Origin of the sequence: Bradyrhizobium sp. SPXBL-04 (assembly GCF_051853035.1) — a bacterium.
GTDB classification, from domain to species: Bacteria; Pseudomonadota; Alphaproteobacteria; order Rhizobiales; family Xanthobacteraceae; genus Bradyrhizobium; species Bradyrhizobium zhanjiangense.
The window spans coordinates 7,706,675-7,719,406 of the sequence record NZ_CP182472.1 but is presented as its reverse complement, the minus strand read 5'-3'; the positions used below and the strand labels follow the sequence as shown (position 1 = coordinate 7,719,406).

The window sequence follows — 12,732 nt, the reverse complement described above, 5'->3', positions numbered from 1 at the left end:
AAAAACGCCCGCTCTCTGGGGCCCGGCTGGAGAACGGTTAACGTCAAGCGACCCCATCCAGGGGACGGGGTCGCTGATTTCATTGCAGAATTTTTGTGAACCAGGCGCTCAGCCGGGCTCAGCGGGTAAAGACCCGCTGCGGACGACGGCCGACTGGCGCTGGCGGCTGGGTCGGGGTCGGCGCTCCGAACAGCCGCTCGAAGAAGTTTGGCCCAGACGAGCCGAAGCCGCCGCCATTGTTGGCCACCGCCACGCCTGAGGGGAGCGTCGTCGCCGGGCGCGAATAGCTCGGCTGCGAATGCGCCACGATAGCCTCGAGGTCCTTGCCGCGATTGTTCTTCAGGATGTTGATCATGGTCGCGTCGCGGCCATAAACGTCCTTGCGGAATTGCAGCTTGCCGGCGTCATCCACGAAGGCGGTCTGATAGGTGATGTTGACCGGGATCGGGGTCGGGAATTTCAGGTCGATCTCGCTCTTGCCGTACATGCTGCGCACGCGCTCTGGCGTGTACTTGTCGCTTGGCATGGTGATGTTGAGCAGCACGGACGCGTACTGATCCGGGTTCTGCACGCGCATGCAGCCGTGGCTGAAGGCGCGATCTTCCTTGGCGAACAGATGCTTGTCCGGCGTGTCGTGCTGATAGACCAGGAACTTGTTCGGGAAATTGAAGCGGATGCGGCCGAGCGCATTGGCTTCACCCGGCGGCTGCGAGATGTGCACCGAGCCGTCGCGGTTCTGCTCGAGCTTGAGGCCCATGCGCTGGAGCACGGTTGGGTCCTGCTGAAGCGCCGGCAGATATTCGTTGTAGACGATCGACGGCGGCACGTTCCAGGTCGGATTGACCGTGATGTACTTCATCGTCTCGCTGAGCAGCGGGGTGGCATGCGTGCCAGGCTTGCCGGTGACGACGCGGGTGGTCCAGACCTGCTGGCCGCGCTGCATCACCTTCAGCGTGTAGTCGGGAATGTTGAGGATGACATAGGCATCGCCCAGCGCGGGCGCGCCGAGGTCGCGCGGCAGCCAGCGCCAGCGCTCCATGTTCACCAGCACCACGTCGATCTGCTTGTCGCGCTTGGGCGCGTTGAGCGCTTTGACGGTCTTGTCGTCGAGGATGCCGGTCGCCTTCATCTCGGCGCCGCTCTGGAATTTGCGCACGGCGTCGGCGACCGCCGCATCATAGCGGGTATCGTTTGCGTTCTCGGTGATGCCGAGCTTGGCGCGCAGCTGTGGCACGCGCGGATCTTCCACGACGATCTCGGCCTGCTTCTTGCCGGCCGGGGTGTATTTCAGCGCCGGACCGTCGGCGATCTCGATCGCGGGGCCGTTGCCCTGGCCGCGCAGCTCCGCGAGCTTGGCCTTCAGCTCCTTGTAGAGCTTGTGCGGCGGATTGTAGCTGTCGAGCGCCGCGGAGGCGTCCGTCGCGGTCGTGACCTTGGCGAGCACCTCGTTCGGGTCGACCGGATGTTCGGGATAGAGGATGTCGCCGCTGACCTGCGACCAGTGCATGCGGCCACTCTGGGCCTGCCGCGCATAGTCGAACATGCTGGCGGTGAGCTTCAGCTCGGCATCGGCGAGCGCATCGGGCGTGGTGGCGGCGGCGAAATCCGGCACCGGATAGTCGGCGGGGTTGAGGCCGTCGGAGGCTGCATCCTTCAGTCGCGCAATGACGCCCTTGGCCGCAGCGGTCAGGCTGCCGCCTTGGGTCCAGACCGGCGCGAAGTCGCGCGCACCGTAAAAATTCTCGATCGCCGCGCGCTCGTTCTTGCGGTCGAAATGGCGCGAGGTCTTGGCGCCGATGATGTCCCTGAGCTTGTCGGCGACCGGCTGGTCGGCGGCGGGAACTTTGCTCGCGGCCTTCATCGGCTCGGCGGCCGGAGTCGCAGGAGGTGCCGTCGCAGTGTCGGCCTTGGCGGGTTCTGTCTTCGCAGGTTCTGTCTTCGCGGGTTCGGTCTTGGCCGTCTCGCTCTTCGGCGCCTCGGTGGCGGGCGAGGTGGCGACGTCGGAAGGCTTGGTCTCGATCTTGTCGGGCGCCGGTGCGACTTCGGCCTTCACGGGCTCTTTCGCAGAGTCCGGGATGGTGGCGGTTGTGTCGAGCTTGATGTCGGAGGCGGTCGGAGGCGGAACGTTGGCCGGCTCGGGGCGCGGGATCGCGGCCTCGATCGCGAGCTCGGCGGCGCTGCTGCGCGTCTGATCCTGCGCCAGGGCTGAGCTGGCCGACACCGTGAGGAAGGTCGCCGCGACCGTCATCAAGACACGGTCAAAGCCTGCACGGTGGTTCAAACAGTCACGCATTGTGTCACACCCCTCGGGTGAACTGTCCCTCTTGGAACAGCTTCGTTATCGTCTCTAAAACTTCGGCTAAATCGCGCCGGCCTCTCGAAAGTCGCACGCCTGCACGCAACGATTCATACGCAGACGATATACAGGCCCCGCTTTTGCGGCCAGCGCTACCCGGGACAACTCACGACAAACTGACGTCAAGGCAGCCTCTTTGGCAACGGATTATGCGCTTGCCCCACGCAATTTTCCCTGTGTCTGTCACTTCCAGGTCACGGTTCACGTCGCCGCCAAATTTCGCCGAAATGCGAAGGGCTTGCGGCCTCGTCGCAACATCAGCCAAGCCGCTGTTCAGATATGGCTCAGTGCGTCTCCTCATCGCTTTTCCCGCCATGGCCAGGCACGCCTGCTTCGTCGAGTTTGCGGTATAGCGTGGACCGACCGATTTTGAGGCGGCGGGCGACTTCGGACATCTGCCCGCGATAATGCGAGATCGCGAAACGGATGATTTCGTTCTCCATGTCCTCCAGCGGGCGGACATCGCCGCTCGCGGTCAGCATGGAGAGAGTCGCCGCTGACGGGAAGGGAGCGATCGGTATTTCGTTACCTGATACCAAGGAAGGCGCCGCGATCGGCTCGAGCAGCAGTGGCGCAGTCGGAATGTCGGCTGCAGGATGCGGCTGCAAGGCGAGCAGGGGGAAATCGCCGAGGCCAAGCTGGTCGCCGTCGCTCATCACCACCGCGCGGTAGACCGCGTTTTCGAGCTGGCGGATGTTGCCGGGCCAGTCGAGCTGGGCGAGGTGCGCCACCGCTTCGCCGCTGATGCCGGTGATGGGGCGGTTCTCCTCGGCGGCAAAGCGCGCCAGGAAATGCCGCAGCAGATGCGGAATGTCCTCGCGCCGGGCGCGTAGCGACGGGATCGTCAGCGGCAGCACGTGCAGGCGATAGAACAGATCTTCCCGGAAGTGTCCCTGTTTCACCCGCTCCAGCAGCTTGCGGTTGGTCGCGGAGATGATGCGCACGTCGACCTTGACGGGCTTGCGGCCGCCGACCGCCTCGACCGCGCCTTCCTGGAGCGCACGCAAGAGCTTGACCTGCGCGGTCAGCGGCAACTCGCTGACCTCGTCCAGGAACAGCGTGCCGCCATGGGCCTCGACGAACTTGCCCATGTGCCGCTCGGTGGCGCCGGTGAAGGCGCCTTTCTCGTGGCCGAACAGGATGGACTCGACGAGGTTGTCGGGAATCGCGCCGCAATTTACCGCGACAAAAGGTTTTGCCTTGCGCTCGCCGCTGCCATGGATGGCGCGCGCGAACATCTCCTTGCCGACGCCGGACTCGCCCTCGATCAGCACGGGAATCGAGGAGTTCGCCGCCTTCTGCGCGGCGCGCATCACGCCCGCCATCGCGTCGGAGCGGGTGATGATGTCGGAGAAGGTCAGCCGGCCCTCGCGGCTGTGACGGATGCGCTGCAATTCGCCCTTGAGCGCGGAGGCGTTGAGCGCGTTGCGCAGCGAAACCTGAAGCCGCTCGAGGCCGACCGGCTTGACGACGAAATCGGCCGCGCCGGCACGCATCGCCGAGATCACGTTGTCGATGCCGCCATGCGCGGTCTGCACGATGACGGGGATGCTGAGGCCGGCTTCGCGGATTTTCGCCAGCACGCCCATGCCGTCGAGGCCGGGCATCACGAGATCGAGGATGACGCCGTCGATGGCCGGGGCGTCGGGCGCGGTGAGCGCGGCGATCGCAGCGTCGCCGGACTCCACGACGATCGTCTCATAGCCGCATTTCTGCACCATGTTTTCGACCAGCCGGCGGGCTACAGCGTCGTCGTCGGCGATCAAAATACTGGCAGCCATGGTGTTCCCTGCACGCTACAACTATCTGTCTCGAATCGGGGCACTCTGGCCGAAGCCGATTAACGCACTCTTAAACCTTGATGCCCACGCCCGCCGTCGCGACTGTTGAACACAGGTTTCCCACACAATGAATTCGCGCTCCAAGCCCGCTCTCAAAAAGTCTGCTCTCAAGAAGGCCGCTTCCAGCAAGCCCGCTCCTCGCAAGCCGAGCACCAGGAAATCCGCCGCCAAAGCAAAGTCCTCCAGGCCTTCGTCTGCCAAGCCTTCACTCGCCAAATCCCCACCCGCAAAGCCTTCATCCGCAAAGCCTGCAAGCAAGACCGGCAAGCTTCCTGAGTGGAACCTGGCCGATCTCTATTCCGGGATCGATGCGCCGGAAGTGGCGCGCGATCTCGAAAAGATGGATGCCGATTGCGTCGCGTTCGAGACCGACTACAAGGGCAAGCTCGCGACAGGGACAGCAAACGAAGATGGCGGAAAATGGCTCGCGGAAGCCGTGCGACGCTATGAGGCAATCGACGATCTCGCTGGCCGACTCGGCTCCTATGCCGGCCTGGTCCACGCCGGCGACAGCGTGGACCCTGCGATTTCAAAGTTTTACGGCGACGTGTCCGAGCGCCTGACGGCGGCGTCGACGCATCTTCTGTTCTTCGCGCTCGAGCTCAACCGGATCGATGACGATATTTTGAACCGCGCGATGCAGGCCGCCGAGCTCGCGCACTATCGTCCCTGGATCGAGGATTTGCGCAAGGAGAAGCCGTACCAGCTCGACGACAAGCTCGAGCAGCTCTTCCTGGAGAAGGCGCAGACCGGCTATTCCGCCTTCAACAGGCTGTTCGACCAGACCATCTCGGGCCTGCGCTTCAAGGTCGGCGCCAAAGAGCTCGCGATCGAGCCGACGCTGAATCTCCTACAGGACCGCGACGGCGCCAAGCGGAAGAGCGCAGCGGAGGCTCTGGCCAAAACCTTCAAGGCCAATGAGCGCACCTTTGCGCTGATCACCAACACGCTCGCCAAGGACAAGGACATCTCCGACCGCTGGCGCGGTTTCAAGGACGTCGCGGATTCCCGCCACCTCAACAACCGCGTCGAGCGCGAGGTGGTGGATGCGCTGGTTGCTTCCGTGCACGCGGCCTATCCGAAGCTGTCGCATCGCTATTACGCGCTGAAGGCGAAGTGGTTCGGCAAGAAGCGGCTCGCTTATTGGGACCGCAACGCGCCGCTGCCCTTTGCCGCGACCGACGTCATTGGCTGGCCCGATGCGCGGAACATGGTGCTGACGGCCTATCGCGGCTTCTCGCCTAAGATGGCCGACATCGCGGAGCGCTTCTTCACCGACCGCTGGATCGACGCGCCGGTGCGTCCGGGCAAGGTGCCCGGCGCGTTCTCGCATCCGACCACGCCGTCGGCGCACCCTTACGTGCTGATGAACTACCAGGGCAAGCCGCGCGACGTGATGACGCTGGCGCATGAGCTCGGCCATGGCGTGCATCAGGTGCTGGCGGCGAAGAACGGCGCGCTGATGGCGCCGACGCCGCTGACGCTGGCGGAGACCGCGAGCGTGTTCGGCGAGATGCTCACGTTCAAGCGGCTCCTTGCCCAGACCAAGAATGCAAAGCAGCGCCAGGCGCTGCTCGCCGGCAAGGTCGAGGACATGATCAATACCGTGGTGCGGCAGATCGCGTTCTATTCGTTTGAACGCGCGGTCCACACCGAGCGCAAGAACGGCGAGCTCACCGCGATGCGACTCGGCGAGATCTGGCTGTCGGTGCAGGGCGAGAGCCTGGGGCCCGCGATCGAGATCAAGGCGGGCTACGAGAACTACTGGATGTACATCCCGCACTTCATCCATTCGCCGTTCTACGTCTACGCCTATGCGTTCGGCGATTGTCTCGTGAACTCGCTTTATGCGGTCTACGAGCATGCGGCCGAGGGCTTTGCCGAGCGCTATCTCGACATGCTCGCCGCGGGCGGCACCAAGCACTATTCCGAGCTGCTGCGGCCGTTCGGGCTCGATGCCAAGGACCCGAAGTTCTGGGATGGCGGGCTCAGCGTCATCGCCGGGATGATCGACGAGCTGGAGGCGATGGGCTGAGGCGCGAGCCTGCCTCATTTGTAGGCAGGGAAAGCGTAAAACATCTGTTGAACTGTCGCTGAGGCTGTGTTGTACATCTGTATAACACAGCCTCAGCGACGGTTCGGCCATGAAGATCGAGATCAAGAAGATCGGAAATTCGGATGGTTTGTTGCTTCCGCGCGAACTGATGCAGCGCCTCGACCTCAAGCGCGGCCAGCAACTGCACATCGTGGAACTACCCGGTGGCGGCTTCCAGGCGCTGCCCTACGATCCCGACTTCGCGCGGACGATGGAAATCGCCGACGGGATCATGGACAAATATCGCGACACGATAGCAGCGCTAGCAAGGTAGTCGGCTCGCATGAACGAGCTTCAGGAACCGCTTTGGATTGGCTACGCGCAGGCTGTCGCCATTCACAATCGACAGCTTCGCCGCTTTGGCGGCGCGCCGGGAATACGCGACGAAGACATGCTGCACTCGGCGCTGGAGCGGCCGCTCGACAAATGGAGCTCCGAGCAGGCGCCGCTGGACGAACTCGCTGCAGCCTATGCATTCGGCCTCGCGAAAAATGTTGGATTCGTCGATGGAAACGAGCGCATCGCTTTCCTGACGATGATGGCGTTCCTCCGCAAGAATAGCGCGGACTTCAGTCCTGATCCCGCGGAAGCTGCCATCATCATTGGCTCACTCGCCGCAGGCGAAGTCAGCGAGCAGAGCCTTGCCCGCTGGATCCGCGATCATTGGGATTCCAAATGAGTCCATTTGCGGGAAAACCGCGCGTCCGTGCCGTTGCCCTGTCCGGTTTATTGCGGTATTGCCAGCGAAGAATTCGACTTTCGACTGGGGACAATCCATGGCTGACCATAGCGAAGTGGCGTACACCACCGCCGACGGCAACGACTACGTTGCGCACGAGCAGACCTATGAGGGCTTCATCAAGCTGGTGAAGTACGGCACGGCCTCGGTCGCGCTCATCGTGATCCTGATGGCGATTTTCCTCACCTGATCCGTCTTCGGTAGCTGCACACGCCAGCGGCAGCAGCTGCCCAGAATACTTGCATACAAGCCGGTCCCAGAACCGGTATCGAACGCTGCGGGAGTTACGCTTAGTTTGCGCGTGCGCTGTCCCGCGCCGCCGGAGGACCTATGAAGATCGCCGTTGCCAAGGAAATCGATCCGCTCGAGCCGCGGGTCGCCGCTTCGCCTGATACGGTGAAGAAGTTTAAGGCGCTCGGTGCCGAGATCGCCGTCGAGCCGGGCGCCGGCATCAAGTCAGGCCTGCCGGATTCCGAATTCACCGCCGTGGGCGCCACAGTCAGCGCTGACGCGCTCAAGGACGCCGATATCATCATCAAGGTGAAGCGTCCCGAGGCGTCGGAGCTTTCACAATACAAGCGCGGCGCGCTCGTCATTGCCATCATGGATCCCTACGGCAATGAGGCCTCGCTGAAGACGATGGCCGATGCCGGCGTCTCCGCCTTCGCGATGGAATTGATGCCGCGCATCACGCGCGCGCAGGTGATGGACGTGCTGTCCTCGCAAGCCAATCTTGCCGGCTATCGCGCCGTGATCGAGGGCGCCGAGGCCTTCGGCCGCGCCTTCCCGATGATGATGACGGCGGCCGGCACCGTGCCTGCCGCGAAGGTGTTCGTGATGGGCGTCGGCGTCGCCGGCCTTCAGGCGATCGCGACCGCGCGCCGTCTCGGCGCCGTCGTGACCGCGACCGACGTGCGGCCCGCCACCAAGGAGCAGGTCGAGTCGCTCGGTGCGAAATTCCTTGCCGTCGAGGACGAGGAGTTCAAGAACGCCCAGACGGCCGGCGGCTACGCCAAGGAGATGTCCAAGGAATATCAGGCCAAGCAGGCCGCGCTCACCGCCGAGCACATCAAGAAGCAGGACATCGTGATCACGACCGCGCTGATCCCGGGGCGGCCGGCGCCGAAGCTCGTCAGCGCTGACATGGTCAAGTCGATGAAGCCGGGCTCGGTGCTGGTCGATCTCGCCGTCGAGCGCGGCGGCAATGTCGAGGGCGCCAAGGCCGGCGAGGTCGTCGACCTCGATGGCATCAAGATCGTCGGCTACACCAACGTCGCCGGGCGCGTCGCGGCCTCGGCCTCCAGCCTCTACGCACGCAATCTGTTCTCCTTCATCGAGACCATGGTCGACAAGAAAGAGAAGAAGCTCGCCGTCAACTGGGACGACGAACTCGTCAAGGCCACTGCGCTCACGAAAGACGGCGCCGTGATCCACCCGAACTTCCAGCCGAAGGTTTAAGGAGAGTCGCCATGGAGCATGTTGCACAGGTCGTCGACCCCTTCATCTTCCGGCTGTCGATCTTCGTTCTCGCGGTCTTCGTCGGCTATTTCGTGGTGTGGTCGGTGACGCCGGCGCTGCACACGCCGCTGATGAGCGTGACCAACGCGATCTCCTCGGTGATCGTGGTCGGAGCGCTGCTCGCGGTCGGCGTCGGCATGGTTTCGAGCGGCTCGGGCTGGGCGCGCGGCTTCGGCTTCGTCGCGCTCAGCTTCGCCTGCGTGAACATTTTTGGCGGCTTCCTTGTCACCCAGCGCATGCTGGCGATGTACAAGAAGAAGTCGAAGTAAGCGGCCACCTCGGGCTGAAGGGATTAATGGGGACCTGAGATGAGCGCCAATCTCTCTGCATTCTTGTATCTCGTGGCGGGGGTGCTGTTCATCCTGTCGCTGCGCGGGCTGTCGAGCCCGGCATCGTCGCGCCAGGGCAATCTGTTCGGCATGATCGGCATGGCGATCGCGGTCGGCACCACGCTCGCGAGCCATCCGCCAGCCGACGGTGTGGCCTGGGTGCTCGTGATCCTCGCGGTCGCGATCGGCGGCGGCATCGGCGCGGTGATCGCCCGCCGCGTGCCCATGACCTCGATGCCGGAACTGGTTGCCGCCTTCCACTCGCTGGTCGGCATGGCCGCGGTGCTGGTCGCTGCCGGCGCGTTCTACGCGCCCGAAGCCTTCGACATCGGCACGCCCGGTAACATCCACACCCAGAGCCTGGTCGAAATGTCGCTCGGTGTCGCGATCGGCGCCCTGACCTTCACCGGGTCGGTGATCGCGTTCCTGAAGCTCTCGGCGCGCATGAGCGGCGCCCCGATCATCCTGCCGGCGCGGCACCTCATCAACATCGCGCTCGCGATTGCACTGGTCGTCTGCATCGTTGGCCTGGTGATGACCGGCAGCCCGGTGTTCTTCTGGCTCAACGTGATCCTGGCACTCCTGCTCGGCGTGCTCATGATCATCCCGATCGGCGGCGCCGACATGCCGGTCGTGATCTCGATGCTGAACTCCTACTCCGGCTGGGCCGCCGCTGGCATCGGCTTCACGCTCGGCAATTCCGCGCTGATCATCACCGGCGCTCTGGTCGGCTCCTCGGGCGCGATCCTGTCCTACATCATGTGCCACGCGATGAACCGGTCCTTCATCTCGGTCATCCTCGGCGGCTTCGGCGGCGAGACCGCCGCCGCCGGCGGGGCTACAGGCGAGCAGAAGCCCGCCAAGCTCGGCTCGGCCGACGATGCTGCCTTCATCATGAAGAACGCCTCCAAGGTCATCATCGTGCCCGGATACGGCATGGCGGTGGCGCAGGCCCAGCACGCGCTGCGCGAGATGGCGGACATGCTGAAGAAGGAAGGCGTCGAGGTGAAATACGCCATTCACCCGGTCGCCGGCCGCATGCCCGGCCACATGAACGTGCTGCTCGCCGAAGCCAACGTGCCCTATGACGAGGTGTTCGAGCTGGAGGACATCAACTCCGAATTCGCGCAGGCCGACATCGCCTTCGTGATCGGCGCCAACGACGTCACCAACCCAGCCGCCGAAGAGGACAAGACCTCGCCGATCTACGGCATGCCCGTGCTCCAGGTCTGGAAGGCCGGCACCGTGATGTTCATCAAGCGCTCGCTCGCCTCCGGCTATGCCGGCATCGACAATCCGCTGTTCTATCGCGACAACACCATGATGCTGCTCGGCGACGCCAAGAAGGTCACCGAGAACATCGTCAAGGCGATGTAGCGCGGAAGTAAACGGACCGTGGCCATCAACAAGGAATGGCACCGGTCCCATCGCATGCCGCCCAAAGCGACGCGCGCGCAGCGCGTCGCCTGGCACGCCGCCCACAAGGCGGCGTGCGGCCGCCGCGCTGTCCCGGCGAGCCTCCGGCCCGATGTCATGAAATTGCTGCGGAGCCGTCGCAAGCCCTGAGCCGAAAGGCCGGCCGCGCATCATGACCATCAAGTGGATCGCCATCCTACTCGTGACCGTCTATTGCGCCGGTCTTCTCGTGCTGTATGTCCGGCAGCGCGAGATGCTGTTTCCGATCCCGCCCGTCGGTCGCACCGCCCCCGATGCCGCGGGCCTTCCCGAGGCGGAAGAGCACATTCTGACCACGTCCGACGGTGAGAAGGTCATCCTCTGGCACGTGCCGGCGAAGCCTGGCCGTCCCGTGATCCTGTATTTTCCTGGCAATGGCGATTTTCTCGCCGGCCGCGTCAGCCGTTTCAGGGCGATGACCTCCGACGGCACCGGCCTCGTCGCGCTGTCCTATCGCGGCTACGCCGGCTCGAGCGGTGCGCCGAGCGAAGAGGGCCTGCTGCGCGATGCCGCAACCGCCTACGCCTTCACGATCGCGCGCTACGCGGCGGAACGAATCATCGCCTGGGGCTTTTCGCTCGGGACGGGCGCGGCGGTTGCGCTCGCCTCGGAGCATCATGTCGGGAAACTCATCCTGGAAGCCCCCTATACGTCGACGGTCGACGTTGCAGCGTCGTCGTTCTGGTTCGTTCCGGTGCGCCTGCTGATGCGCGATCCGTTCCATTCGGACCAGCGCATCACGCGCGTCACGGTGCCGCTCCTGGTGATGCATGGCACCAATGACCTTGCCATTTCGATCGTGTTCGGAGAGCGTCTGTTCGCGCTCGCACATGAACCGAAGCAGTTCGTTCGCTTCGCGGGCGGCGGACACGACAATCTCGATGCTTTCGGTGCGATCGAAACGGCAAGGCGCTTCATTGAATCCTAAACGGCTCGTCACGTGGCCCTGGAGCCTGGCCTTCGCCGCGATCCTCACGCTGTCGCCGCAACACGCATGGGCCGCGACCGGGCTCGATGGTGCGGCGATGCGCTGGCCCTATGCGCTGCCATTTGCCGGTCTGTTGCTATCGATCGCATTGGGGCCGCTGCTGTTTCCAAAATTCTGGCATCATCACTACGGCAAGATAGCCGCAGCTTGGTCGCTGCTGGCACTCGCCGCGCTTGTCCTGTTTGCCGGCAGCATGGCAACGCTGGCGGCGCTCGTCCATGCCATGCTCGCCGAATATCTCGGCTTCATCGTGCTGCTGTTCTCGCTCTATGTCGTGGCCGGCGGGATCCTCATCACCGGCGACATCAAGGCGACGCCAGCGACCAATGTCGGCATCCTCGCGCTCGGCACATTGGGTGCGAGCATTGTCGGCACCACGGGGGCCGCGATGATCCTGATCCGCCCCTTGATCCGCGCCAACCGTCCGCGGCGTCACAACGCCCATGTCATCATCTTCTTCATCATCCTGGTCGCCAATGTCGGCGGCGCGCTGAGTCCACTTGGCGATCCCCCGCTCTTCGTCGGTTTCCTGCACGGCATCGACTTCTTCTGGACCACGCGGACCATCTGGTTGCAGACCACAATCGTCGCCGGACTGCTGCTCGCGATCTTCGTCGTCATTGATATCTGGCGCTTTCGCAGCGAGCCGCCGCTCGGCGAAGCCGGCCGCGGGGAGCCGCCGCGCATCCGCGGTCTCGTCAATTTGGTGCTGATCGCGGCCATCGTCCTGAGCCTGCTGGCGTCGGCGATGTGGAAGCCCGGCGTGGCGTTCGACATTCTCGGCACCAAGCTGGACCTGGAGGACGTCGTCCGCAATTCGGTGCTGCTGGCCATTGCGGCGCTGTCGGTGTGGCTGACGCCGGACGAGCACAGGCTGGCCAACGGCTTCACCTGGGAGCCGATCCGCGAGGTCGCGAAACTGTTCGCGGGGATCTTTGTCGCGATCATCCCGGTCATTGCCATGCTCAATGCCGGACATCACGGCGCCTTCGCCTGGCTGTTGTCGGCTGTGACGGCGCCGGACGGTGTGCCGCGCGATGTCGCCTATTTCTGGTTCACCGGCCTGATGTCCGCGTTCCTCGACAATGCGCCGACCTATCTGTTGTTCTTTGAACTCGCCGGTGGCGACCCGCAAGCGCTGATGCATGAGCTCTCGGGCACGCTCGCCTCGATCTCCATGGGCGCGGTCTACATGGGCGCGCTCACCTATATCGGCAACGCGCCGAACTTCATGGTGAGCAGCATCGCCAGCGAGAACGGCGTCGAGATGCCGAGCTTTTTCGGCTATCTCTTGCGCGCCGGCGCCGTGCTGATCCCGCTGTTCCTGCTGCTGACACTGCTGCCGGTCGCGCCGATGCTGCACTGGCATTGAATCTCGCGCCTGATTTGCTACTGCTCATTCAAGCAAATG

At 64.0% G+C, this 12,732-nt stretch carries 11 protein-coding genes; 9 read left to right on the top strand and 2 right to left on the bottom strand.

Annotated features, from left to right (window positions below; translation table 11 throughout):
- Window positions 1-118: 118 nt before the first annotated feature.
- Window positions 119-2,293 carry a L,D-transpeptidase family protein gene (locus tag ACNJX8_RS36805; RefSeq protein ID WP_439358666.1) on the bottom strand — a complete coding sequence of 725 codons (2,175 nt, stop codon included), beginning with the start codon at window positions 2,291-2,293 and terminating at the stop codon, window positions 119-121.
- Window positions 2,294-2,640: 347 nt separating this feature from the next.
- Window positions 2,641-4,137 carry a sigma-54-dependent transcriptional regulator gene (locus ACNJX8_RS36800; RefSeq protein ID WP_439358665.1) on the bottom strand — a complete coding sequence of 499 codons (1,497 nt, stop codon included), beginning with the start codon at window positions 4,135-4,137 and terminating at the stop codon, window positions 2,641-2,643.
- 127 nt (window positions 4,138-4,264) lie between these two features.
- Between ACNJX8_RS36800 and ACNJX8_RS36795 the strand changes: the two genes are divergently transcribed.
- The 9 genes from ACNJX8_RS36795 (at window position 4,265) to ACNJX8_RS36755 (ending at window position 12,693) form a co-directional block, all read left to right on the top strand.
- Entirely contained in the window at window positions 4,265-6,232 is a 1,968-nt protein-coding gene (locus tag ACNJX8_RS36795; RefSeq protein WP_439358664.1) for a M3 family oligoendopeptidase, read from the top strand.
- A gap of 109 nt (window positions 6,233-6,341) precedes the next feature.
- Entirely contained in the window at window positions 6,342-6,566 is a 225-nt protein-coding gene (locus ACNJX8_RS36790; RefSeq protein WP_128936495.1) for an AbrB/MazE/SpoVT family DNA-binding domain-containing protein, read from the top strand.
- Between the two features lie 9 nt (window positions 6,567-6,575).
- Window positions 6,576-6,971, top strand: coding sequence for a type II toxin-antitoxin system death-on-curing family toxin (locus tag ACNJX8_RS36785; protein WP_206734363.1), 396 nt, complete (start codon window positions 6,576-6,578; stop codon window positions 6,969-6,971).
- A 97-nt stretch (window positions 6,972-7,068) separates the two neighbouring features.
- Window positions 7,069-7,221: an aa3-type cytochrome c oxidase subunit IV gene (locus ACNJX8_RS36780; RefSeq protein WP_008136857.1), complete on the top strand. Its 153-nt coding sequence runs from the start codon at window positions 7,069-7,071 to the stop codon at window positions 7,219-7,221.
- Window positions 7,222-7,361: 140 nt separating this feature from the next.
- On the top strand, window positions 7,362-8,489 hold the full coding sequence (locus ACNJX8_RS36775) for a Re/Si-specific NAD(P)(+) transhydrogenase subunit alpha (protein WP_128936493.1): 1,128 nt from the start codon (window positions 7,362-7,364) through the stop codon (window positions 8,487-8,489).
- 11 nt (window positions 8,490-8,500) lie between these two features.
- Window positions 8,501-8,818, top strand: coding sequence for a proton-translocating transhydrogenase family protein (locus ACNJX8_RS36770; RefSeq protein WP_439358663.1), 318 nt, complete (start codon window positions 8,501-8,503; stop codon window positions 8,816-8,818).
- Window positions 8,819-8,857: 39 nt separating this feature from the next.
- Window positions 8,858-10,255, top strand: a complete 1,398-nt coding sequence (locus tag ACNJX8_RS36765) for an NAD(P)(+) transhydrogenase (Re/Si-specific) subunit beta (protein WP_128936492.1) — start codon at window positions 8,858-8,860, stop codon at window positions 10,253-10,255.
- Between the two features lie 211 nt (window positions 10,256-10,466).
- Window positions 10,467-11,261, top strand: coding sequence for an alpha/beta hydrolase (locus ACNJX8_RS36760; RefSeq protein WP_439358662.1), 795 nt, complete (start codon window positions 10,467-10,469; stop codon window positions 11,259-11,261).
- Window positions 11,215-12,693 (top strand): sodium:proton antiporter, encoded by a 1,479-nt coding sequence (locus tag ACNJX8_RS36755; protein WP_439358661.1) that lies wholly within the window; start codon window positions 11,215-11,217, stop codon window positions 12,691-12,693. The genes ACNJX8_RS36760 and ACNJX8_RS36755 overlap by 47 nt, the downstream gene beginning before the upstream one ends.
- The last annotated feature ends 39 nt before the right edge of the window (window positions 12,694-12,732 follow it).